Below are 22,488 nucleotides of genomic sequence, written 5' to 3'. Positions count from 1 at the left end.
CCCTGGTGGTGCTCGCGCGGCAATTCCGGTGAATGCTAACGCCATGGTAACTCTTTGGGGGCCAAGCGTGGCTTCCATCCGAGGAGATATCCGTGCAGCACGACAGGACCACCACGCGCGCCAGCGTCGAGATCCTGTGCGAGGTGCGCCAAGGCACGCGCCCGTGGAAGGCAGCGCGGCTGGAGGACCTGTCCGAGGGCGGCTTCCGCATCGCCCGGCTGCCCGACGCGCGCCCCGAAGTGCCGCTGCGCATCCGCATTCCCGGCCTCCACCTCCTGAGTGCGCGCATCTGCTGGGTCCGTGACGGCGCCGTCGGTTGCGAGTTCGCCGAGCCGCTGCACGTCGCGGTGTTCGAGCATATCGTCCGTGCCGCGGGCTAGGTAGCTCCCCCTCGCTGAGGCTCGACCGGCCGCAAGGCGACACAGGTTTACACGGTTTACACAGTCCTGGGGGCAAAATGCCGGCCGGGAGCCATAATGTGTCGCCTTGGGCGGGCACGGTAATGCCGCGCGGTCGAGGTCATGGCGGAGGACTTGCCGGGTCATGCGCCGAGCATACGGCAGCCTCATGGATGTAGGAAAGCGGACTGTCCCGACCGCACCACCGCGATCGGGACGCCGGCCGGGGCTAGGTCTTTGGCATCAGGCTTTCGACCACCTGATCGATCGAGAAGCTGGCGGCCTTGGCCCTTGGCGGGAACTCCTTGAAGCTCTGGAGCCATTGCCCCAGCAGCGGCGGGGCCATGTAGAGCAGGTGATTGTTCTCCAGGAACCAGTCGTTGTACTTGATGCTGTCCTCACCCCGCTCGAAGGGATCGGAGCGCAGGTCGAAGAACTTGGGAATACGCATGGTCGAAAGAGGCTCGCGCCAGGCCTGCAGCCCCTCGGCGCGCTGTTCCGAGAACACGACTTTGAAGTGATCCATGCGGATCGCCATGCAGTCGCCGTCGTCGCTCCAGTAGATGAAGCCCCGCCGCGGTGACTCCTCTTCCTCGCCGGAGAGGAACGGCAGCAGGTTGAAACCGTCGAGATGGACCTTGTAGGTCTTCCCGCCCATCTCGTAGCCCTTCTTGACCTTCGCGACGAGGTCGGGCTCCCCATTGGCGGCGGCGAACGTCGGGATGAAGTCCTGCAGGGAGGCGATGTCGTTGATGAGCCGGCCAGGTTCGATGACGCCCGGCCAGCGCATCACGCAGGGCACGCGCCAGCCGCCTTCCCAGTTGGTGTCCTTCTCGCCCCGGAACGGCGTGGCGCCGCCATCGGGCCAGGTACAGACTTCCGCGCCGTTGTCCGTGGTGAAGACGACGATGGTGTCGTCGGCAATGCCGAGGTCATCGAGTTTCTGGAGCAATTCCCCCACGTAGCCGTCCAGTTCGACCATGCCGTCGGGATAGACGCCGAGCCCGGTCTTGCCCTTCGATTCCGGCTTCAGATGCGTGAAGACGTGCATTCTCGTAGGGTTGAAGTAGCAGAACCACGGCGCGTCTTCCTTGCTCTTTCGGTCGATGAAATCGAGCGCGGCGGCCGTGAACTCCTCGTCCACCGTTTCCATGCGTTCCTTGGGAAGCGGGCCGGTGTTCTCGATCGTCTGCTTGCCAACCTTGCCGAACTGCTCGTCGACGGTGGCATCGTCCACGTCCGTGGCCTTGCATTTCAGGACGCCGCGAGGGCCGTATTTTTTGCGGAATTCGGGATCCTTCGGGTAGTTGTCGTAGTAGGGCTCTTCCTCGGCGTTGAGATGATAGAGATTGCCGAAGAACTCGTCGAAACCGTGGACGGTCGGCAGGTGCTCGTTACGGTCGCCCAGGTGGTTCTTTCCGAACTGTCCGGTCGCGTATCCCAGGTGTTTCATGAACTCGCCGACCGAAGGGTCCTCGAAGCTGAGGCCGAGAGTCGCGCCCGGCATGCCGACCTTGGTCAGCCCGGTGCGGATCGGCGACTGGCCGGTGATGAAGGCCGCGCGGCCGGCCGTGCAGCTTTGCTGGCCGTAGAAGTCGGTGAACTGCGCGCCCTCGCGGCCGATCCGGTCGATGTTGGGCGTGCGGTAGCCCATCACGCCCAGATTGTAGGCGCTGACGTTGAACCAGCCAATGTCGTCGGCCATGATGAAAAGGATATTGGGCTTTCCGTTCGGCATCCTGACCTCCTGCATGTGAAGTCAGACTGAAGGTCGCTGCGCTGGCGCGACATAGGGGTAATCCCCTGAAACGAGACGATCGATTCCGTGGTTGACACCCCGCCGGCACTTCACCGCGCTCCCGGCGGAAAAAACCCCCGATATCCGCCGTCCAGGCCGCCTGAAAACGTGTCCGAACTCAGCCCGGAAATTGGGACCCCAACGAAAAAGGGCGGACCTCGCAGCCCGCCCTCTTCGTATCGTAATCGGAGCCGAGGCTCACATGTGCAGGGCGCGGCCGTAGGCGCTGAGCACCGACTCGTGCATCGTTTCCGAGATCGTCGGGTGTGGGAACACCGTGTTCATCAGTTCGGCCTCGGTGGTCTCGAGCGTCTTGCCCACGACGTAGCCCTGGATCATCTCGGTCACTTCCGCGCCGATCATGTGGGCGCCCAGCAGTTCGCCGGTCTTGGCGTCGAACACCGTCTTCACGAAGCCCTCGGGCTCCCCGAGCGCGATCGCCTTGCCGTTGCCGATGAACGGGAAAGTGCCGGCCTTGACCTCGTAGCCTTCTTCCCTGGCCTTCGCCTCGGTCAGGCCGACCGATGCGATCTGCGGGTGGCAGTAGGTGCAGCCCGGGATGTTGCGGCGGTCGAGCGGATGCGGGTGTACGTCCTTGTTGCCGAGTTCCTTGGCGATGGACTCGGCGGTGGTGACGCCCTCGTGGCTCGCCTTGTGCGCCAGCCACGGACCTTCGACGCAGTCGCCGATCGCCCAGACGCCGGCCACGTTGGTGCGGCCGTAGCCGTCGACCTTGACGTGGAAGCGCTTGTCCGGCTCGATGCCGAGTTCTTCGAGGCCGATGTTCTCGACGTTCGGCACGATGCCGATGGCGACGATGACGTGGCTGAACTCCTGCGTTTCCTCAGGCTTGCCCTTGGGCGTGATCTTGACCGAAACGCCGTTGTCGGAGGTGGTGATATCACCCGCCTTGGCGCCGGTGAGGATCTTGATGCCCTGCTTGGTCAGCGCCTTCTCGAGGAAGGCCGAGACGTCGGCGTCCTCGACCGGTACGACGCGGTCCATCATCTCGACGACCGTCACGTCGACGCCCATGTCGTTGTAGAAGCTGGCGAACTCGATGCCGATCGCGCCCGAACCCAGGACCAGCAGCTTGCTGGGCAGCTCCTTCGGGGTCATCGCGTGGCGGTAGGTCCAGATGCGGTTGCCGTCGGCCTTGGCCTTGGGCAGGTCGCGGGCGCGGGCGCCGGTGGCGATGATGATGTGCTTGGCTTCGAGGGTCTCGGTGCCCTTCTCGCCGGTCACTTCCAGCTTGCCGGGCGCGACCAGCTTGCCGGTGCCCATGTGCACGGTGATCTTGTTCTTCTTCATCAGGTGCGTGACGCCCTGGTTCAGCTGCTTGGCCACCCCGCGCGAGCGCTGGACCACGGCTTCGATGTCCGCCGTGATGTTGTCCGCCGCCAGGCCGTAGTTCTTGGCGTGCTTCATGTGGTGGAGCACTTCGGCCGAGCGCAGCAGCGCCTTGGTCGGGATGCAGCCCCAGTTGAGGCAGATGCCGCCCAGCAGCTCGCGCTCGACGATGGCGGTCTTCAGGCCGAGCTGCGAAGCGCGGATCGCCGCGACGTAGCCACCGGGGCCGGAACCGAGAACGATGACGTCGTAAGTATCAGCCACTGAATCAACTCTCCTGTTCGATTGCGCGGGGCCTGCCCGCATCGTCGATGGCAACGAAGGTGAAGACCGCTTCGGTCACTTTCACCTGATCTTCTTCATGCCGGTGGCGCCGCCAGGCCTCGATGGCGATGGTCATCGAGGAGCGCCCCACCTTGCGCAGGTTTCCATAGACGCTGACTTCGTCACCGACCTTGACCGGCGAGTGGAACTGCATGCCGTCCATCGCGATGGTGACCGCGCGGCCATGCGAGTGGCGCGCGGCGATCAGGCCGGCGCCCATGTCCATCAGGCTCATCAGCCAGCCACCGAAGATGTCGCCATAAGCATTGGCGTCGGCGGGCATGGCGGTGATGCGGATGACAGGTTCGCGGTATTCTTCCGCCATTCAATTCGCCTCGAGAGCGGCAGCCAGAGGCTGCGGACGATCGTCCGCGCCCAGCGCCACGAACGTGAAAATGCCGGTGGCGACCTCGACATGGTTCTCGCTCGCCCGCGCCCGGCCGAAGCCGCGCGTGGCGATCGTCATCGAGGTGCGCCCCGTCCTTGCGACCCGGGCATAGACGTTGAGTTCGTCGCCCACGACCATGACACCGGGAAAGGTGAAGTCGGTCGCGCCGACCACCACGGCCTTGAAGCCGGTGCGGCGGGTCACCAGCGAGGCGGCGCCCAGCGCGAGCTGGCTCATCAGCCAGCCCCCGAAAACGCCGCCGTAGGGATTGAGGTCGGTGGGCATCGCGGTCACGCGAATGACCAGTTCTCCGGCCTCAGGCTCCATCTCAGGCGACCATGCCCAGCGGGTTCTCGACGTATTCGCGGAACGCGGCCATCAGGCGCGCGCCGTCGGCGCCGTCAACGGCCCGGTGATCGAAGCTGCCAGTCGCGGTCATGATCGTCGCTACTCCCAGCTGCCCGTCTGGCATGACCCATGGACGCTTGTCGCCTGCCCCAATGGCGAGGATGGTCGACTGCGGCGGATTGATCACGGCGGTGAACTGCTTGATCCCCATCATCCCCATGTTGGAGATCGAGGCGGTGCCGCCCTGGTATTCCTCGGGCTTGAGCTTGCCTTCCTTGGCGCGCTTGCCGAGGTCCTTGGTCGCCTTGGCGATCGCCGAGAACGACTTCCCGTTGGCGTCCTGCACGATCGGGGTGATCAGGCCGCCCGGGATCGACACCGCGACCGAGACGTCGGCGCGGGAATACTTGATCAGTTCGCTGCCGGCGAACGACACGTTGCACTCGGGCACGTCGACCAGCGCGAGGCCCAGCGCCTTGATCAGCATGTCGTTGACCGAAACCTTGACGCCCTGCTTTTCCAGCGCGGCGTTGAGTTCGGCGCGCATCGCCATCAGCTTGTCGAGGCGGGTGTCGATGGTGAGGTAGATGTGCGGCGCTTCCTGCATCGACTGCGTGAGGCGGCGCGCGATGGTCTTGCGCATGCCCGAGAGCTTGTCGACGGTGTGCGGGATGCGGTCGTCGAGCAGCGCGCGGGTTTCCGCGGCCATCTCGACCGAAGCCGGCTTGGCGGGGGCGGCAGCGGTGTCGTTGGCGGCGGCGGGCGCGGCCGACTTGGGCTTTGCCGTGCCGGGCTGCGCGCCTTCGACGTCGGCCTTGACGATACGGCCGTTGGGGCCGGTGCCGGTCAGCGCTTCGAGGTCTACGCCCTTGGCGGTGGCGATGCGCTTGGCGAGCGGGGACGCGATCACGCGGCTCTCCTGGTTGGATGCGGTCTTGGCGGCGGGAGCGGCGGCAGGCGCCGGTTCGGCGGGCTTGGCCTCGGCCTTGGGCGCCTCTTCCTTAGGAGTCTCTTGCTTCGGAGCCTCTTCCTTCGGCGTTTCAGCCTTGGCGGGTTCCTCGGCCTTGGGAGCGGCCTCGATCGCGGAAGCGTCCTCGCCTTCTTCGACGAGCACGGCGATCACGGTGCCGACCTTGACGCCTTCGGTGCCTTCGGCGACGCTGATCTTGCCGATTACGCCTTCGTCGACGGCTTCGAACTCCATCGTGGCCTTGTCGGTCTCGATCTCGGCCATGATGTCGCCGGAAGAAACCGTGTCACCTTCCTTCACCAGCCACTTGGCCAGTTTGCCTTCTTCCATCGTGGGAGACAGGGCGGGCATCTTGATCTCGATGGGCATGGAAACTATCGCGTTCCTTGTTGTCCGGGGGAGGTCGGAAAAAAGAGATTTGGCCCTTCCTTGGACAACTTGACGCTTGCGCACAAGCACCGTGCAGTTTCTTTTTTCGCAACGGTGGTGGCTTGCGTTGCAGCCTTCGCGTATCGATAAGCCCGATGGAGAGGGAACAGCCAATGCGCGTCTATCTGGTGATTGTCGACGAGAGCGACGAGGCGCTGGTCGCGCTGCAGTTCGCGGCGCGGCGCGCGGCCAAGACCGATGGCGCCCTGCACCTGCTCGCGCTCGTCCCGCCCCAGCCCTTCAACGCCTTCGCCGGGGTCCAGGCCACCATCGAGGAAGAGGCCCGCGCCCGCGCCGAGACGCTGGTGACAGCGGCTGCGGGCAACCTTTTGTCACAGGGCGCGAAGATGCCGGTGATCTCCGTCCGCGTCGGCGAGGACATCAAGGTTGTGCGCAAATACCTCGAGGAACACCCCGAGGTCTCCGCGCTGGTGCTCGGCGCCGCGCGCGAAGGCGGGCCGGGTCCGCTGGTGTCGCACTTCACAGGCGCGGGCATGGCGCACATGACCTGCCCGGTGTTCGTGGTGCCCGGCGGGCTGGATGCCGAGGCGATCGAGCGGTTCAGCTGACAAGACGTCATCCCAGCGAAAGCTGGGATCGCTAGCCGGGCCGAACCCACTCTTCGGCGAGGTTCTGCCTAAAGACTCGCCAGCGGTCCCAGCTTTCGCTGGGACGACGTCTTAACTATCGAAAGCTCAACGCTTGCCCTTGCCCTTGTGGCGGATATTCGCCGGCCGGCCGCGCTTGCCGACGAGGTGGTTGCCGCGCTTGGCGAAGGCGGTCTGCGGACGCCCGCGCGGCTCGATGCGTCCGGAGCCTTCCTCCAGCTCGAACTTGAGCGCGCCAGTCAGCGGGTTCGCCTCGGCGAGACGCAGGCGCAGGACCTGCCCCACGGCATATTTCGTTCCGGTCTGCTCGCCGACGAGGACGCGCGCCTTCTCGTCGTAGCCGAAACGCTCGTCGCCCAGCGTCGAGACCGGGACCAGCCCGTCGCCGCCGAGCCTGAGGATCGTGGCGAAGAAGCCGAACTTCTGGACGCCGGTGATGCGGCAGTCGAACACTTCGCCCACGCGGGCCGATAGCCAGGCCGCGACGTAGCGGTCGATGGTGTCGCGCTCGGCTTCCATGGCGCGGCGCTCGGCGGCGCTGATCGCCTCGCTGACCCGGCCGAGGTCGCCCTTGTCGCGCTCGGACAGACCCGAGGTCGCCGGAATGTCGCCCTTGGGTTTCGGCTGCTCCAGCCCGTAGGCATCGACCAGCGCGCGGTGGACCAGAAGGTCGGCATAGCGGCGGATCGGCGAGGTGAAGTGCGCGTAGGAACCCAGCGCCAGCCCGAAGTGGCCCGCATTGCTCGGCCCGTAATACGCCTGCGTCTGGCTGCGCAGGACGGCCTCCATGATGAGCGCCTTCTCCGTCTCGTCGGCGATGTCCTTGAGCATGCGGTTGAACAGACCCGGCGTGATGACCTGCCCCATCGCCAGCTTCTTGCCGAAGGTCGCGAGGTAGTCCTTGAGCGCCATCAGCTTCTCGCGGCTCGGCGTTTCGTGGACGCGGTAGACCACGGGTGCGACCTTGGCCTCGAGCGCCTTGGCGGCCGCCACGTTGGCGGCGATCATGAAGTCTTCTACCACGCGGTGCGCATCGAGCCGCTCGCGGATGGCGATCTCGGCGATGCGGCCCTGCTCGTCCAGCCTGACGCGGCGTTCGGGCAGTTCCAGTTCCAGCGGATCGCGTGCTTTGCGGGCTGCTGCCAGCGCATGCCAGGCGGACCACAGATGCTTCAGGTGCTCCTCGGCCCGGTCCTCGTCGATCCGCGCCTGCGCATCTTCATAGGCGATGACCTCGTGGATGCGCACCAGCGCGCGGGTGAAGCGCCAGTCGGTGACGCGGCCCTCGGCGTCGATCCTGATGTGGCAGGCCATCGCCGCGCGGTCTTCGCCCGAGCGCAGCGAGCACACATCGGCGCTCAGCACTTCGGGCAGCATCGGCACGACGCGGTCGGGGAAGTAGACCGAGTTGCCGCGCTTGCGCGCCTCGCGGTCGACCTCGCCGCCCGGGCGCACGTAGAACGAGACGTCGGCGATGGCGATCAGGGCGTCGAAACCGCCCTGCCCGTCGGGCTGCGCCCAGATCGCGTCGTCGTGGTCGCGCGCGTCGGAGGGGTCGATGGCGACGATCGGCAGGTGGCGCAGGTCCTCGCGCTTCTCGTGGCTGAGCGGCAGCTTGGCCGCCAACTGCGCCTCGTCCAGCGTCTCCTGCCCGAAGTGGTTCGGGATGCCGTGCTTGTGGATGGCGATGAGGCTGAACGCGCGCGGCGCCAGCGGCTCGCCCAGCACCTGCACGACCTTGACCGAGGGCCGCGCCGACTTGCCGATCGGCTCGCCCAGCACCAGTTCGCCCGGCTTGGCGCCGGCGAGGTCAGAAATCGGCGATGAATTGCGGATGCGCTTGTCCACCGGGGCCAGCCAGGGCTTGCCTGCGGTGTCCATCTCGACCACGCCGAGCACCTGGTCGGCGCTCAGCTCCAGCTTCTTCATCGGATAGCCGCGCCACCCGCCGTCGCTCTCCTCGGTCCGCGCAAGCACCCGGTCGCCCTTGCGGAGCGCCGAGCCCCGATGCTTACCAGGCCCCTTTTCGATCAGCCGAATGCGCGGCGGCGGGGTGGCGTCATCGGGCTGCCAGGTGTCGGGCACGGCGATCGCCTCTCCCTCGTCGATGTCGACCACGCGCAGCACGGTGACGCGCGGCACGCCGCCCATCTTGTGGAAGGCGGTGCGCTTGCCGTCGATGAGGCCTTCCTCGGCCATGTCCTTGAGCAGCGCTTTCAGCTGGATCTTCTCAGCCCCCTGAAGGCCGAAATGACGCGAAATCTCGCGCTTGCCCGCCGGCTCGGTCGAGGCCTGGATGAATTCGAGGATCTGCTTGCGCGTGGGCAAGCCGGGGGCGGGACGGTTCTTCAGAGGCATCGGCCAGCAATGGGGCCGACAGCGCGCTAATGCAATGGGCGCCGCCGGCTGTGCGCAATGAACAGCCGGCGGCTCATCCGATCAATAGGACCGGGCTACGTAGATCTTCTCGACCGCGGCGCGTCCGGTGAAAATGCAGCTTCCGGTCGCGGGGTCCCCGCCGAGTGGGGTGTTGCGCATGGTCAGCTTGAGCGCCTTCAGCTTCTGCACCACTGCTTCCAGCTCTTCGCCGGTCGGGCGGGCCCATTCGACCTCGACCCAGCCCGGATAGCGCTTGTCGTCGGCGAAGGCGGCGGCGAGTTCGTCGAAACTCGCGGCCGAGGAGATGTTGACATGACGGCGCGCCTTGGCCTCAGCGTAGAGCGAGGTCTGGATGTCCTCGATCTCGGCCGAGGCGCGGGCAACGAAATCGTCCTTGGCCATGCCGATGAAGTTGGCCTTGGCGGCCTCGCTCCACAGGCGGTCGCGGCGCAGCATCGAGACCTGGCCGCCGGCGGCATCGCGCCCGCCGATCTCGAGGATCAGCGGCACACCCTTCTTCACCCAGGCCCAGCGCTTCTGCGTGGCCTTGCCCGGGCGCTTGTCGAGCAGCACGCGCACCGGCTCGCCCAGCGCTGACAAGCCGGCGAGCGACTTGCGCAGGTCCTCGCAGTAGGCGAGCAGCGCGTCGTCTTCGGGCGTTTCGCGCAGCATCGGCAGGATCACGATCTGCTGCGGCGCGACGCGGGGCGGCACGCGCAGCCCGTCGTCGTCGCCGTGCACCATGATAAGGCCGCCGATCATGCGGGTCGAAGTGCCCCAGCTGGTCGTGTGCGCATATTGCTGCGCACCCTCGCGGTCCTGGTAGGTGATGCCCGCCGCATGCGCGAAGCCGGTGCCTAAGTAGTGCGAAGTGCCCGCCTGGAGAGCCTTGCCGTCCTGCATCATCGCCTCGATCGAGTAGGTGGCGACCGCGCCGGGGAAGCGCTCGTTCTCGGGCTTTTCACCGGCGATCACAGGCATCGCCAGCTCGTCCTCGGCGAAATCGCGGTACATCTCCAGCGCGCGCAGCGTCTCGGTCATGGCGTCGTCGCGGTCGGCGTGGGCGGTGTGGCCTTCCTGCCAGAGGAACTCGCTGGTGCGCAGGAACATGCGCGTGCGCATTTCCCACCGCACGACGTTGGCCCACTGATTGACCATCAGCGGCAGGTCGCGCCACGACTGCACCCAGCGCGCCATGGCCTGGCCGATCACCGTCTCCGAGGTGGGACGCACGATCAGCGGCTCTTCCAGCTTCGCTTCGGGATCGGGCACCAGGCCACCCTTGCCGTCGCCGATCAGGCGGTGATGCGTGACGACCGCCATCTCCTTGGCGAAGCCCTCGACGTGCTCGGCCTCCTTCGCGAAGTAGGAAAGCGGGATGAACAGCGGGAAGTAGCAGTTCTGGACCCCGGCCGCCTTGATGCGGTCGTCCATCAGGCGCTGGATGCGCTCCCATACGCCGTAGCCCCACGGCTTGATGACCATGCAGCCGCGGACGCCCGATTCCTCGGCCATCTCGGCTTCGGAAACGACTTCCTGATACCACTGGGCAAAATCGTCCTCCCGCTTGGTGGAGAGGGCGTGGCGGATGGCGGGCGTCTGACCGGTCTTCTGATTCATGGCAGCGCTGTTAGCGGCACTTGCGCCAAGGTTCAAACGCCACAAATACTATTCGATCAGGTCGGCGAGGTCCTCGGGGAAGAAAGGTTCCTCCAGCGCGGCAAGTTCGGCTCGGTCGAACCAGCGCCAGCTGCGCATCACTTCGCGTTCGAGCGCGGTGTGGCCGCCGGTGTCGATGCCCTCCGGGTCGGCGCCGAGCGGCAGGCGCACCCGGAAGTAGCGCTCGTCTGCGATGACGGGCACGCCCTCGATGGTGATGAATTCGGCGAGCTTGCTGGCGATCTCGGGCCCGGGGTCGGCGGCGAGGCCGGTTTCCTCGAGCAGTTCGCGCCGGGCCGCGTCCTCGTAACTTTCGCCGGGATCGACGGCCCCGCCCGGCGTGCACCAGAACGGCGGACGGTCGGGCGGATCGAAGCGGAAAAGCAGCACCCGGCCGGCATCGTCGGTGAGGACGATGCGCGAGGCCGGGCGGGGGATACGCACCGTCATCGCTACGATCCCGCGATCCGCTTACTTGCCCAGCGCGTCGAGCCGCTTCTGGATGTCCGCCATCTGGTCGCGCAGCGCGGACAGGTCGCCGGGGTCCGACGCGGGCGGCGTCGCCGTGGGAGCCTTGGCATCGGCCGCCTTTTCGGCGCCGGGCATGAACGCGGAAGACGCCGCGCGGAACATCGCCATGTTCTGCTCGGCCAGCTTGGCGAGCGGGTTGTTGCCCAGGCTGTCCTCGAACGCCTTGGCGAGCTTCGACTGGTTGGCGCGGAAGTTCTCCATCGACGCTTCCAGGTAATGCGGGATCAGCGACTGCATCGAATTGCCGTACATGCTGATCAGTTCGCGCAGGAAGTTCACCGGGAGCATCTGCTCGCCGTTGGATTCTTCCTCCATGATGATCTGGGTCAGGATCGTATGGGTGATGTCCGCGCCGGTCTTGGCGTCGAGGACCTTGTAGTCCACCCCTTCGCGGGTCATCTTGGAGAGGTGGTCCAGCGTGATGTAGCTCGACGAGCGGGTGTTGTAGAGCCGCCGGTTCGCGTACTTCTTGATGATTACGGTGTTGTCGTCGTTAGACGCCGTCTCAGCCATTTCCTGTCCCCAGTCCTGCGGATGGTTAAGCTACCATTCCGTCATATCGCATTGCAACACAATTTGCTGCGCAGCAAAAGAGAGAAATGTCAGAAACTCCGGGATAATCCTCAATTTTCAGCGCCCGAAGCGCCGTCCGAGCAACGTCAGAAGCTCATATTGGGAAAGTCCGGTCGCGATGGAACTTTCGGGCAATGCGTAGTCGGCAGCGACCCAGTCGCCTTCACCGATTTCCGGCGCATGGGTCAGGTCGATGACGGTGAGGTCCATGCTTATCCGGCCCAGCACCGGCAGGACCTGCCCTCCCGCAAGGAACCGCCCCTTGCCCGACCAGCACCGCAGATAGCCGTCGGCATAGCCCAGCGCGATCGTGCCGACGCGCATCGGCGCGGACGCGGTGAAGGTTGCGTTGTAGCCGATCGTCTCGCCCGCCGGGACCTCGCGCACCTGCAGGATAGCCGCCTCGGGTCGCGCGACCTGCCGCAGCACAGCCGCCATTTCGGGACGCGGAACGCCGCCGTAGAGCGCGATTCCCGGCCGCGTGAGATCGCCGTGATAGCTCGCTCCCAAAGCGATCCCGGCGCTGTTGGCTAGGCTGGCCCGGACGTGCGGGATCACCGTGCGCGCATGGACCCAGCCTAGGCGCTGGCGTTCGTTGAGCGCAGTATCGTCCTCCGCGGAAACGAGGTGCGAGATCAGCACGTCGATCTCCAGGCCGGCCAGTACCGGATCGCCCAGTTCGGTCATGGCGACGCCAAGGCGGTTCATGCCGGTATCGACCATCAGGTCGCATGGGCCTCCCCCCGCCTGCAGCCAGCGGCGCGCCTGTTCGAGCGAGTTGATCACCGGCTTGATCCCCGCTGCGCGTGCGAAGGCGGCGTCGGCGTGGGTCACCGGGCCATGCAGCACCGAGAGCGAAAGCGGTCCTGCCGAAGCAAGGACTGCGGGCGCTTCGGACCAGTGGGCGACGAAAAAGTCGCGGCATCCCGCAGCATGGAGCACGGGCACGACCTGCGCCGCGCCCAGCCCATAGCCGTCCGCCTTGACCGCTGCACCCGCGCGTGCCGCACCGGACATGCGGTTGAGCGCATGCCAGTTGGACGTGAGGGCATCAGTGTCGAGGCCGAGCCGAAGCGCCGGCGGGGGAACGTCAGGAAGCATCGTCACCTTGGTCATGGGGCGGGCCGCCCGCCCGCGCCATAGCGTCATCGGCGCGGCAAGGGCAACTCAGTCCGGCGCCAGCGCCTGGCATGCCGCATTCCACGGCAGCAACACCGCCCCGTGGCGCGCAGGATAGTCGCGCGCGGCGGCGATGGTTTCCAGGCCCGGCCAGTCGGGCAATTCGCCGTCCCCTGAGAGCCATGCCGCGATGGCATCGCGCGCCCGCACGATTCGAGCGGCATCCGCGCCCGCCGCAGCGGAAGCGAAGATCGCCGCCGAAGCCTGACCGATGGCGCAGGCCTGGCTGCGCACGCCGATGCGCTCGACCGTGCCGTCGGCGCTGGTCGAGAGCCCCAGCACGATCGTGCTGCCACAGCTCTTCGACCGTGCCTCTCCGCGCAGGGGAAGGGCATCGGATAGCGGATAGCGCGCCAGTTCGATCGCGAGGCCGAGCACGTCGGGGGTGTAGAGGACCGTGGTCGCCATACCGATCAGTTCGCGTCCCGCGCCGATTCGGCGGCAGCGGCCTCGCGGCGGCGCTCGGCGATGACCTGGACCAGCGCCTCGCTGCTCGCGTTGACGAAGGGATAAGTTCGAGCTTGGGTGATCCATTCGGGCCGGCCGCCGACACCCCAGATGGTGTCGTAGCCCAGGACCAGCACCGAGAAGCCGAGCACGATGATGATCACGCCCTTGACGCCGCCGAAACCGAAGCCGAGCACGCGGTCGATCGGCCCCAGCACCGAGGCGCGGCTCTTGCCGCCAGCCCACTTCGCGACGAGCTTTACGAGTGCGAAGGGTATGCCCAGGCACAGCGCGAAGGCCAGCACTGCCGCGCCGGACTCCGAGCCGATGTGCGGCTCGAGCCATGCGGTGGTCGGCGCGTGCAGCATGCGGATCGCGAAGATCGCGAACACCCAGGCGGCCAGCGCCAGGATTTCCTGCACGAACCCGCGCATGAAGCCGGTAATTGCGCCCAGCCCGACGAAGAGCAGGACGGCGATGTCGAAGCCAGTCATAGACTAACTGGATTAGGCATCCGACAGGATGTGGTCAACGAGGTTGGGCAGCATCGCCAATCCGCTGAAGCGCAGGCCCTTCTCGGGCGGCGGCCCACCCGACGGCCCGAAGGCGCGGTTGAAGCCGAGCTTCGCCGATTCGCGCTGACGGATCGAACCGTGCGCCACCGGGCGAATCTCTCCCGCGAGTGACACTTCACCGAACCACACGGCATCCTTCGGCAGCGGCTTGTCTCCCAGCGCCGAGACCAGCGCGGCCGCCACCGCGAGGTCGGCGGCGGGATCGCTCAGCCGGTAGCCGCCCGCGACATTGAGATAGACTTCGCAGGTCGAGAAATTGAGCCCGCAGCGCGCTTCCAGCACCGCCAGCAGCATCGACATGCGCCCCGAATCCCAGCCGACGACGGCGCGGCGCGGGGTCGCTCCGCTCTGCAGCCGGACGATCAGTGCCTGGATCTCGACGAGGACCGGCCGTGTGCCTTCCATGGCAGGGAACACGGCGCTGCCCGCCATCTCCTCCTCGCGCCCGGAAAGGAACAGCAGCGAGGGGTTGCCGACTTCGGCAAGACCGGCGCCTTCCATGGCGAAAACGCCGATCTCGTCCACCGGGCCGAAGCGGTTCTTGAGACTGCGCAAGATACGGTACTGGTGGCTACGCTCGCCCTCGAAGCTCATCACCACGTCGACCATGTGTTCGAGCACGCGCGGGCCGGCGATCGTGCCGTCCTTGGTGACATGCCCGACGAGGACGAGGGTTACACCATTTTCCTTGGCGTAGCGGATCAGTTCGAACGCGCAGCCGCGGACCTGGCTGACCGTACCGGGCGCTCCCTCGATCTGGTCGGAATGCATGGTCTGGATCGAATCGATCACCAGCAGCGCCGGCGGGTCCATCATGCCCAGCGTCGTCAGGATATCGCGCACCGAAGTGGCCGCCGCGAGCTGGATCGGGGCTTTGGTCAGGCCAAGGCGGTCGGCACGGAGGCGCACCTGCCCCGCCGCTTCCTCGCCGCTGACGTAGACCGACAGCCCGCCGGAATTGGCGACATGTGCGGAAACCTGCAGCAGCAGCGTCGATTTGCCGATGCCCGGGTCGCCGCCCATCAGGATGGCCGAGCCGGGCACGAAGCCGCCGCCCAGCGCGCGGTCGAACTCGGCGATGCCGCTGGGGCGGCGCTTGGGAATTTCGCCTGGCTTGTCGAGCGGGGTGAAGTGGATCGGCCGCCCGCCCGTCGACAGGTCGTGCTTGGCGGAGAACGCGGTCTGCGGCACGTCCTCCGCCAGCGTGTTCCACTCCGCGCAATCGGGGCATTGCCCCTGCCAGCGGGTGGAGACGCCTCCGCAGGCCTGGCAGACATATCGACGCTTGGGCTTTGCCATGCACGATCGACTATAGGGAACGGAAGCAGAACGCAATTGGCATTCGCATGTGATTGCCAATGTTTCATCCTTCCGCCAAACTACGTGCATGCAGCAAAAAGAACTGCGGATCGCGCTGGTCTGCTACGGGGGCGTCAGCCTTGCCGTCTACATGCACGGCGTCACCAAAGAGCTTTGGAAAGCGCTCCAGGCGAGCCGGGCGTTTTCCTCGGGCGAGGACGGGCTTAGCGGTACTCCCGAAGTCTATCTCGACCTGCTGCGCCGGCTGGAGAGCGGCGGCAACTTGCGGCTGCGTATCCTGACCGACATCGTCGCTGGCGCCAGCGCGGGCGGCATCAACTCGATCTTCCTCGCGCAGGCGATCCACTCCGGGCAATCGCTGGAGCCGCTGACCGACCTGTGGCTGGAGACCGCCGACGTCGACATGCTGCTCGATCCCGAGGCGCGGCCCGGTTCGCGCGCGGCGAAGTTCTGGGCGAGCCCGATCGTCACCTACCTGCTCCACCGTCCCGGCAACGCGGTGAGCGCCACGGTCGCGCCCGAGACACGAGCCGAAGTGCGCGAGAAGCTGTCGCGCCTGATCCGTTCGCGCTGGTTCGAGCCGCCGTTCAGCGGCATCGGCTTCTCGCGCCTGCTGTACCGGGCGCTGAACTCGATGGCCGAGGCACCGGCGGGCAAGCCGCTGCTGCCGCCGGAGCATCCGCTCGACCTCTTCGTCACGGCGACCGACTTCAAGGGGCACCTCGAGACGCTGCGGCTGCACTCGCCCGAACTGGTGCTGGAGAGCGAGCATCGCCTGACCTTCGGCTTCCACGCCGCCACCGCGCGAGAAGGCGGCAAGGCGCTGGCCGCGATCCCCGAACTCGTGCTCGCCGCGCGGGCTTCCGCCAGCTTCCCGGGCGCTTTCCCGCCGCTCAGGATCGAGGAGATCGACCGGCTCGTCGCGGAACAGTCTGCCGCGTGGCCCAAGCGCGATGCCTTCCTGGCGCGGGTGATGCCCGAGCATGCGCGGCGCGGCGAACTCGATAGCGTATCGCTGATCGACGGCTCGGTGCTGGTCAACGCGCCCTTCGCCGATGCCATGGCGGTGCTGCGCGACCGCCCGGCAACGCGCGAGATCGACCGCCGCTTCGTCTACATCGACCCCACGCCTGACCACCTCGGCGCGGAGATGCGGCGCGATCCCGGGCTGCCAGGGTTCTTTTCGGTGATCTTCGGCTCGCTCTCCTCGATCCCGCGTGAGCAGCCGATCCGCGATAACCTGGAGACGCTCGCCCGCCAGTCGCGCGAGATGGCGACGCTGCGCGAGATCGTCGTCGCCATGCGGCCACAGATCGAGGAGGCGGTCGACAAGCTGTTCGGCCATACCCTGTTCCTCGACCGGCCGACGGCGAAGCGCCTGGCTGCATGGCGGGCCAAAGCACAGGCGGCGGCGTTCGAGCAGGCCGGATATGCCTACCACGGCTATGCGCAGGTCAAGTTCAGCGGCCTCGTCGCGATGCTTTCGCGCATGGTGATGGAGGCGGCGCCGGAACTGGACCTGCCCTCGCCTGAGCCGGTGCGGGCGCGACTGATAGCGCATCTCGCGTCGAGCGGCATCGAGCGCGCGCAGGGTCTGCGCAGCGCCAACTCGCCAGCGATGATCAGCTTCTTCCGCGCGCACGACCTTGCCTTCCGCGTGCGCCGGTTACGGCTTCTCGCGCGCCGGGTGACGCTGGAGTGGGAGACCGAGGCCGGTGTCACCGAGCAGGACCGTGACGGAGCACGCACCGCGATTTATGCTGCGCTCGCGCTTTACATCGAACGCGAGCCGCTGGCGGCTCTCGGCGAGGATTTTGCAGGCCTGGCGCGGTCGTTCTTCGAGGACCCACAGGCAGCGATCACGCACATCGAACAGACCCGCAGCCTTGCCGACACCGATGCCAAGGTGGACGAACTGCTGGCCCAGGCGCTTTCGGCCATGCCGCAGGCGCTGCGGCGCCGAGTGCTGCTCGCCTACCTGGGTTTCCCCTTCTACGACACCGTCACCCTGCCCTTGCTGCGCGGCGAGGGTTTGAACGAGTTCGACCCCGTGCTGGTCGACCGCATCTCGCCCGAGGACTGCCATGCGATCCGCCGGGGCGGCAGCGGGGGCACGCTGCGGGGCAACGAGTTCTACAACTTCGGCGCTTTCTTCAGCCGCGCCTACCGCGAGAACGACTATCTCTGGGGCCGCCTCCACGGCGCGGAGCGGGTGATGGACATGATCGCCTCGACCCTGTCACCCGAGCACGCGATGCCGGGCGCGGAACTGCTGGGGTTCAAACGGCGCGCGTTCCTGGCGATTCTCGACGAGGAGCAGGACCGCCTGCGCGCCGATCCGGGGCTGGTGGCGCATATTCGCCGCGAGGTGTTGGCGGCGGAGGGTATGCCGGACATGATCCGGGATCGCTGGCGGGTGTGACGAAGGAAGAGAGTCGATCGTCTTCATTCGCCGCTCTCGCGGCGGCACGGTTCCGCTTCCCTGGGCCACGCGGAGCGAAAGCGGGATCCCCGCCTACGCAGCGATGCCGTGGAAAGGCATGAGCCGATGATGTGCGGCGACCCACCGTCGCCGCACATCATCTCGCGTCATTCCTTCAGGTCGTTCCAGGCGTCCTTCAAGCGGTCGAAGAAGCCCTTGGAGCCCGGGCACTCGTCCCCGGTCTCGGTAGCCTGCAGTTCGCGCAGCAATTCCTTCTGCCGCGCGGAGAGCTTGGTCGGCGTCTCGACCGAAATCTCGACGACGAGATCGCCGCGGCCGCGTCCCTGCAGCACCGGCATGCCGGCGCCGCGCTTGCGCAGCTGCTTGCCCGACTGGATGCCGACGGGGATGTCGACCGTGATCGGATCGCCGTCGATGCCGGGGATCTCGATCGAGCCGCCCAGCGCCGCCGTGGTGAAGGTGATCGGTACGCGGGTGAGCAGCGTCGTGCCCTCGCGCTCGAACACCCGGTTCGGTTTCACGTGGAGGAAGATATAGAGGTCGCCCGGAGGCGCACCGAAGGGTCCGGCCTCGCCCTTGCCGGAAAGGCGGATGCGGGTGCCCGAATCGACGCCCGGCGGGATGTCGACCTGCAGCGTCTGCGCCTTGTCGACCCGGCCTTCGCCGCCACAGGAACGGCACGGCTTCTCGATCACCTCGCCCCGGCCATGGCAGGTCGGGCAAGTGCGTTCGACCACGAAGAAGCCCTGCTGCGCGCGCACCTTGCCGTGGCCGGCGCACATGTTGCAGTTGCGCTTGCTGGTGCCCGGCTCCGCGCCGGTGCCGTGGCACGGCTCGCACCCCTGCGAGACTTCGATGGTGATCTCGGTGCTCTTGCCACGGAACGCCTCGTCGAGGCTGACTTCCATGTCGTAGCGCAAATCCGCACCGCGGCGCGCCTGTTGGCGGCCGCCGCCACCGAAGGCGCTGCCGAAGATCGATTCGAAGATGTCGCCGATGTCGCCGAATTCGGCTCCCTGCCCGCCGCCACCGCCGCCGCCCATGCCTTGCTGGAAGGCGGCATGGCCGTAGCGATCGTAGGCGGCGCGCTTCTGCGGGTCCTTGAGGCAGTCGTAAGCCTCGCTGATCTGCTTGAAGCGCGCTTCGGAATCGTCGCAGCCCGGATTCTTGTCCGGGTGATAACGCATGGCCAGACGGCGATAGGACGACTTGATGACCTTGTCGTCGGCACCGCGCTCGACCTCGAGCAGTTCGTAATAGTCTATTTCAGTAGCTGACACGTGATTCTTCCCCGCCGGAATACTCTAACCGCCACCGGCGCGAATTGCACCGGTGGCGGTCAGGGTTTTCATCAGGACTGGTCAGCCCTTGTTGTCGTCGACTTCCGAGAACTCGGCGTCGACCACGTCGTCGTCACCGGCCGGAGCCGCGTTCGGAGCGGCGGCCGAAGCCTGCTCCTTCTCGTAGATGGACTGGCCCATCTTCATCGCGACCTGGGTCAGTTCCTGGGCCTTGGCGTTGATCTCGGCGGCGTCGTCACCGGCAAGGGCGGTCTTGGTCGCGGCGATCGCGGCTTCGACTTCGTCCTTGAGCGCGGCGTCGATCTTGTCGCCGTTCTCCGCGATCTGCTGCTCCGTCGCGTGGACGAGGCTGTCGGCCTGATTGCGGGCCTCGGCCGATTCGCGGCGCTTCTTGTCCTCTTCGGCGAACTTCTCGGCGTCACGGACCATCTGGTCGATGTCGCTGTCCGAAAGGCCGCCCGAGGCCTGGATGCGGATCTGCTGTTCCTTGCCCGTGCCCTTGTCCTTGGCGGACACGTTCACGAGGCCGTTGGCGTCGATGTCGAAGGTCACTTCGATCTGCGGGACGCCCCTGCGCGACGGCGGGATGCCGACGAGGTCGAACTGGCCGAGCAGCTTGTTGTCCTGCGCCATCTCGCGCTCGCCCTGGAACACGCGGATCGTCACCGCCTGCTGGTTGTCCTCGGCGGTCGAGTAGACCTGGCTCTTCTTGGTCGGGATCGTCGTGTTGCGGTCGATCATCTTGGTCATGATGCCGCCCAGCGTCTCGATGCCGAGCGACAGCGGGGTCACGTCGAGCAGCAGCACGTCCTTGACGTCGCCCTGGAGGACGCCGGCCTGGATCGCCGCGCCCATGGCGACGACTTCGTCAGGGTTCACGCCGGTGTGCGGTTCCTTGCCGAAGAACTCCTTCACGACTTCGCGCACCTTGGGCATGCGGGTCATGCCGCCGACGAGCACGACTTCGTCGATGTCCTTGGCCGAGAGGCCGGCATCGGCGATCGCCTTGCGGCAGGGCTCGAGCGTGCGCTGGATGAGGTCGGCGACCATGCGCTCCAGGTCCGAACGGGTGACCGTCTCGACGAGGTGCAGCGGGGTCGTCGCGCCGCCTTCCATGCGGGCGGTGATGAAGGGCAGGTTGATCTCGGTCGTCGCGGTGGACGACAGCTCGATCTTCGCCTTCTCGGCCGCTTCCTTGAGGCGCTGCAGAGCGAGCTTGTCGGTCCGCAGGTCCATGTTCTCCTTGGCCTTGAACTTGTCCGCCAGCCATTCGACCAGCTTGGAGTCGAAGTCCTCGCCGCCCAGGAAGGTATCGCCGTTGGTCGACTTCACCTCGAACACGCCGTCGCCGATCTCGAGGACCGAGACGTCGAAGGTGCCGCCGCCAAGGTCGTAGACTGCGATGGTCTTGCCGTCCTGCTTGTCGAGGCCGTAGGCCAGCGCCGCCGCGGTCGGCTCGTTGATGATGCGCAGCACTTCAAGGCCGGCGATCTGACCGGCGTCCTTGGTCGCCTGGCGCTGCGCGTCGTTGAAGTAGGCAGGCACGGTGATGACGGCCTGGGTCACGGTCTCGCCGAGGTACGATTCGGCGGTTTCCTTCATCTTTTGCAGGATGAAGGCCGAGATCTGCGACGGGCTGTAGTCTTCGCCGCCGGCATTGACCCATGCGTCGCCGTTCTTGCCCTTGACGATGGTGTAAGGGACCAGCTCGGTGTCCTTCTTGGTCACCGGGTCGTCGAAGCGGCGGCCGATGAGGCGCTTCACCGCGAAAATCGTGTTGTCGCCGTTGGTCACGGCCTGGCGCTTTGCCGGCTGCCCGATCAGGCGCTCACCATCCTTGGTGAAGGCGACGATCGAGGGCGTCGTGCGCGCGCCTTCGGAATTCTCGATGACCTTGGGCTTGCCGCCGTCCATGACAGCGATGCAGCTGTTGGTCGTACCCAGATCGATACCAATTACTTTTGCCATTATCCCCATTCCTCACGTCAAGTGGTTGACACCGCACGGATCGCCTCCCTTCCACAAGGCAAGGCGGCTTGCACGGCTCGATGACGTTCCAAGTCGTCGAGCCGCGATATAGGGGTGGTTTTGCTTGGAACAAGACTGCGCGAATGGCATTAGGCGAGCGATTTTTCCCCAGGCTGGCGGTCACACCGCCTGAAGGGGCATGAGAAGGAAATGCCGGCCGTGAAATTTGCCCCCCCGATCGCCCTGCTCGCCTCTGTCGCCATGTTCGCGGCACTGGGCGGCTGCGGCAAGGAGCCCGACAGCCCCACCGAATCGAACGAGGCCACCCTCTCAGGCCCCGATGCCAAGCCGGGTCTGGCGGCGAGCGACGGGAAGCTGGTCCTGCCCGTCATCGCGGGACGACCGGCGGCGGTCTACTTCACCGTCCGCAACGATGGCGCCGAGCCGGTGACGCTGGCCGGCGTCCACGTCTCGGGCGCGGGCAAGGCGGAGATGCACGAGAGCAAGGGCGGCTCGATGGCGGCCGTCGCCTCGCTACCGATCGACCCCGGCGCCTCGGTGGTCTTCGCGCCGGGCGGGCTGCACGTCATGGTGTTCGAGCTTGCCGATACGCTCAAGCCCGGCGGCAATGCGGAACTGACGCTGACGTTCTCCGACGGAGACAAGCTGTCCATGCCGCTCCGCGTCGAGGCCATGGGCGGCAGCGGGGATCACGACATGGAAGGGATGCACCACTGACCGCCCCCGGCGGCGAGCGGGCACTGACGCCGGGCGAGGCCGACCTCGTCCGCTCCGTCTTCGGCGAGGCGATCGACTGCGCGCCGGTGCGGGTGAAGCGGCGGCGCTGGTTTCCGTTCCAGCCGGTCGGCACCGTGATGGCGCCCTGCGGGCACCTGCATTTCCACCCGCGCACGTCCCTATATGAAGACGATTTTTCGCAGGCCAGCATCGGCTTGCAGGGGCTGTTCGTGCACGAGATGACGCATGTATGGCAGACGCAGAACAGAGGGCGCTGGTATCTCCCGCTCATGCGGCACCCGTTTTGCAGCTACGACTATGCGTTGCGGCCAGGTTGGACGCTCTCGCGCTACGGCATCGAGCAGCAGGCGGAGATCGTGCGACACATCTTCCTGCTTCGCGCCGGCATTCACGTCGCCGGTGCCCCGCCGCTGGAGAGCTATCGGGGCATCGTCCCGTTCACTGCAGAAGCAATGCCCTGAAAAAGGGCGAGGCGCGGGCGATATTTCGTCCCGCGCCTCAATTGCGACCCTATTAGTAAGCGGTGTCAGATCAGCAATCGCGATCCCAATAGCGGTCGCCGTTGCGGTCATAGCGGTAGCAACCCTTGTCGCCATCCTTCTTGACCTGCGAGCCTGCCAGCGCACCGGCCGCAGCGCCGATCGCAGCGCCCGTACCAACGTCACCGCCGGCGATCGCGCCAACGCCCGCGCCCAGCGCAGCGCCGCCAAGCGCGCCTTCACCGCCGTAGTTGCTCCCGCA

Annotated in this window: 21 protein-coding genes; 5 read left to right on the top strand and 16 right to left on the bottom strand. The window is 66.5% G+C overall.

Annotated elements, in window-relative coordinates; genetic code table 11:
- The first annotated feature begins 92 nt into the window (after positions 1 to 92).
- The gene (locus PMI02_RS06200; RefSeq protein ID WP_007680314.1) at positions 93 to 380 is read left to right on the top strand and encodes a PilZ domain-containing protein; all 288 of its coding nucleotides are present in this window, start codon (positions 93 to 95) and stop codon (positions 378 to 380) included.
- 247 nt (positions 381 to 627) lie between these two features.
- Here PMI02_RS06200 and PMI02_RS06195 read toward each other — a convergent pair whose 3' ends face one another.
- From PMI02_RS06195 to PMI02_RS06175, 5 genes are all read right to left on the bottom strand, one after another.
- On the bottom strand, positions 628 to 2,136 hold the full coding sequence (locus PMI02_RS06195; protein WP_007680313.1) for an arylsulfatase: 1,509 nt from the start codon (positions 2,134 to 2,136) through the stop codon (positions 628 to 630).
- A 258-nt stretch (positions 2,137 to 2,394) separates the two neighbouring features.
- Positions 2,395 to 3,810: a dihydrolipoyl dehydrogenase gene (gene lpdA / locus PMI02_RS06190; protein ID WP_007680312.1), complete on the bottom strand. Its 1,416-nt coding sequence runs from the start codon at positions 3,808 to 3,810 to the stop codon at positions 2,395 to 2,397.
- A gap of 4 nt (positions 3,811 to 3,814) precedes the next feature.
- Positions 3,815 to 4,195, bottom strand: a complete 381-nt coding sequence (locus tag PMI02_RS06185) for an acyl-CoA thioesterase (protein WP_007680310.1) — start codon at positions 4,193 to 4,195, stop codon at positions 3,815 to 3,817.
- Entirely contained in the window at positions 4,196 to 4,585 is a 390-nt protein-coding gene (locus PMI02_RS06180; RefSeq protein WP_007680303.1) for an acyl-CoA thioesterase, read from the bottom strand.
- A gap of 1 nt (position 4,586) precedes the next feature.
- The gene (locus tag PMI02_RS06175; protein WP_007680301.1) at positions 4,587 to 5,945 is read right to left on the bottom strand and encodes a pyruvate dehydrogenase complex dihydrolipoamide acetyltransferase; all 1,359 of its coding nucleotides are present in this window, start codon (positions 5,943 to 5,945) and stop codon (positions 4,587 to 4,589) included.
- Between the two features lie 173 nt (positions 5,946 to 6,118).
- Between PMI02_RS06175 and PMI02_RS06170 the strand changes: the two genes are divergently transcribed.
- Positions 6,119 to 6,574, top strand: a complete 456-nt coding sequence (locus tag PMI02_RS06170; protein WP_007680300.1) for a universal stress protein — start codon at positions 6,119 to 6,121, stop codon at positions 6,572 to 6,574.
- Positions 6,575 to 6,700: 126 nt separating this feature from the next.
- Here PMI02_RS06170 and rnr read toward each other — a convergent pair whose 3' ends face one another.
- From rnr to radA, 8 genes are all read right to left on the bottom strand, one after another.
- On the bottom strand, positions 6,701 to 8,971 hold the full coding sequence (gene rnr / locus PMI02_RS06165; protein WP_007680294.1) for a ribonuclease R: 2,271 nt from the start codon (positions 8,969 to 8,971) through the stop codon (positions 6,701 to 6,703).
- Between the two features lie 81 nt (positions 8,972 to 9,052).
- Positions 9,053 to 10,612 carry a proline--tRNA ligase gene (proS, locus tag PMI02_RS06160; RefSeq protein WP_007680292.1) on the bottom strand — a complete coding sequence of 520 codons (1,560 nt, stop codon included), beginning with the start codon at positions 10,610 to 10,612 and terminating at the stop codon, positions 9,053 to 9,055.
- A 48-nt stretch (positions 10,613 to 10,660) separates the two neighbouring features.
- On the bottom strand, positions 10,661 to 11,101 hold the full coding sequence (locus tag PMI02_RS06155; RefSeq protein WP_007680290.1) for an NUDIX hydrolase: 441 nt from the start codon (positions 11,099 to 11,101) through the stop codon (positions 10,661 to 10,663).
- Positions 11,102 to 11,122: 21 nt separating this feature from the next.
- A complete protein-coding gene (gene phaR, locus PMI02_RS06150) occupies positions 11,123 to 11,695 on the bottom strand; it encodes a polyhydroxyalkanoate synthesis repressor PhaR (protein WP_007680287.1) in 573 nt (190 codons plus the stop codon).
- 117 nt (positions 11,696 to 11,812) lie between these two features.
- Positions 11,813 to 12,856 carry an alanine racemase gene (locus PMI02_RS06145; protein WP_007680286.1) on the bottom strand — a complete coding sequence of 348 codons (1,044 nt, stop codon included), beginning with the start codon at positions 12,854 to 12,856 and terminating at the stop codon, positions 11,813 to 11,815.
- Positions 12,857 to 12,922: 66 nt separating this feature from the next.
- Positions 12,923 to 13,342, bottom strand: a complete 420-nt coding sequence (locus tag PMI02_RS06140) for an iron-sulfur cluster assembly scaffold protein (RefSeq protein ID WP_007680284.1) — start codon at positions 13,340 to 13,342, stop codon at positions 12,923 to 12,925.
- 5 nt (positions 13,343 to 13,347) lie between these two features.
- Positions 13,348 to 13,875, bottom strand: a complete 528-nt coding sequence (locus tag PMI02_RS06135; RefSeq protein ID WP_007680278.1) for a CvpA family protein — start codon at positions 13,873 to 13,875, stop codon at positions 13,348 to 13,350.
- A gap of 12 nt (positions 13,876 to 13,887) precedes the next feature.
- A complete protein-coding gene (radA, locus tag PMI02_RS06130; RefSeq protein ID WP_007680276.1) occupies positions 13,888 to 15,255 on the bottom strand; it encodes a DNA repair protein RadA in 1,368 nt (455 codons plus the stop codon).
- 88 nt (positions 15,256 to 15,343) lie between these two features.
- Between radA and PMI02_RS06125 the strand changes: the two genes are divergently transcribed.
- Positions 15,344 to 17,698: a patatin-like protein gene (locus tag PMI02_RS06125; RefSeq protein ID WP_007680275.1), complete on the top strand. Its 2,355-nt coding sequence runs from the start codon at positions 15,344 to 15,346 to the stop codon at positions 17,696 to 17,698.
- 167 nt (positions 17,699 to 17,865) lie between these two features.
- Here PMI02_RS06125 and dnaJ read toward each other — a convergent pair whose 3' ends face one another.
- Positions 17,866 to 18,999: a molecular chaperone DnaJ gene (dnaJ, locus tag PMI02_RS06120; RefSeq protein ID WP_007680272.1), complete on the bottom strand. Its 1,134-nt coding sequence runs from the start codon at positions 18,997 to 18,999 to the stop codon at positions 17,866 to 17,868.
- A gap of 81 nt (positions 19,000 to 19,080) precedes the next feature.
- Entirely contained in the window at positions 19,081 to 20,988 is a 1,908-nt protein-coding gene (gene dnaK, locus PMI02_RS06115; protein ID WP_007680262.1) for a molecular chaperone DnaK, read from the bottom strand.
- A 210-nt stretch (positions 20,989 to 21,198) separates the two neighbouring features.
- Here dnaK and PMI02_RS06110 point away from each other — a divergent pair, with 210 nt between their 5' ends.
- Positions 21,199 to 21,726 (top strand): copper chaperone PCu(A)C, encoded by a 528-nt coding sequence (locus PMI02_RS06110; protein ID WP_007680260.1) that lies wholly within the window; start codon positions 21,199 to 21,201, stop codon positions 21,724 to 21,726.
- A 92-nt stretch (positions 21,727 to 21,818) separates the two neighbouring features.
- Positions 21,819 to 22,208 carry a hypothetical protein gene (locus tag PMI02_RS06105; RefSeq protein WP_369751211.1) on the top strand — a complete coding sequence of 130 codons (390 nt, stop codon included), beginning with the start codon at positions 21,819 to 21,821 and terminating at the stop codon, positions 22,206 to 22,208.
- A gap of 70 nt (positions 22,209 to 22,278) precedes the next feature.
- Here the strand turns inward: PMI02_RS06105 and PMI02_RS06100 are convergent.
- Positions 22,279 to 22,488 (bottom strand): YMGG-like glycine zipper-containing protein (locus PMI02_RS06100; RefSeq protein ID WP_007680255.1); only part of this gene is annotated, 210 nt, incomplete at its 5' end.

This window comes from Novosphingobium sp. AP12 (assembly GCF_000281975.1).
In the GTDB taxonomy this organism is placed as follows: Bacteria; Pseudomonadota; Alphaproteobacteria; order Sphingomonadales; family Sphingomonadaceae; genus Novosphingobium.
This window is presented reverse-complemented; position numbering and strand designations above follow the sequence as displayed.

Bases quoted from the DNA above. Each gene is read 5' to 3' on its own strand.
- PMI02_RS06195 (WP_007680313.1), bottom strand. From the start codon at position 2,136: ATGCCGAACGGAAAGCCCAATATCCTTTTCATCATGGCCGACGACATT.
- PMI02_RS06185 (WP_007680310.1), bottom strand. From the start codon at position 4,195: ATGGCGGAAGAATACCGCGAACCTGTCATCCGCATCACCGCCATGCCC.
- PMI02_RS06180 (WP_007680303.1), bottom strand. From the start codon at position 4,585: ATGGAGCCTGAGGCCGGAGAACTGGTCATTCGCGTGACCGCGATGCCC.
- PMI02_RS06175 (WP_007680301.1), bottom strand. From the start codon at position 5,945: ATGCCCATCGAGATCAAGATGCCCGCCCTGTCTCCCACGATGGAAGAA.
- PMI02_RS06170 (WP_007680300.1), top strand. From the start codon at position 6,119: ATGCGCGTCTATCTGGTGATTGTCGACGAGAGCGACGAGGCGCTGGTC.
- rnr (WP_007680294.1), bottom strand. From the start codon at position 8,971: ATGCCTCTGAAGAACCGTCCCGCCCCCGGCTTGCCCACGCGCAAGCAG.
- proS (WP_007680292.1), bottom strand. From the start codon at position 10,612: ATGAATCAGAAGACCGGTCAGACGCCCGCCATCCGCCACGCCCTCTCC.
- PMI02_RS06155 (WP_007680290.1), bottom strand. From the start codon at position 11,101: ATGACGGTGCGTATCCCCCGCCCGGCCTCGCGCATCGTCCTCACCGAC.
- phaR (WP_007680287.1), bottom strand. From the start codon at position 11,695: ATGGCTGAGACGGCGTCTAACGACGACAACACCGTAATCATCAAGAAG.
- PMI02_RS06145 (WP_007680286.1), bottom strand. From the start codon at position 12,856: ATGCTTCCTGACGTTCCCCCGCCGGCGCTTCGGCTCGGCCTCGACACT.
- PMI02_RS06140 (WP_007680284.1), bottom strand. From the start codon at position 13,342: ATGGCGACCACGGTCCTCTACACCCCCGACGTGCTCGGCCTCGCGATC.
- PMI02_RS06135 (WP_007680278.1), bottom strand. From the start codon at position 13,875: ATGACTGGCTTCGACATCGCCGTCCTGCTCTTCGTCGGGCTGGGCGCA.
- radA (WP_007680276.1), bottom strand. From the start codon at position 15,255: ATGGCAAAGCCCAAGCGTCGATATGTCTGCCAGGCCTGCGGAGGCGTC.
- PMI02_RS06125 (WP_007680275.1), top strand. From the start codon at position 15,344: ATGCAGCAAAAAGAACTGCGGATCGCGCTGGTCTGCTACGGGGGCGTC.
- dnaK (WP_007680262.1), bottom strand. From the start codon at position 20,988: ATGGCAAAAGTAATTGGTATCGATCTGGGTACGACCAACAGCTGCATC.
- PMI02_RS06110 (WP_007680260.1), top strand. From the start codon at position 21,199: ATGCCGGCCGTGAAATTTGCCCCCCCGATCGCCCTGCTCGCCTCTGTC.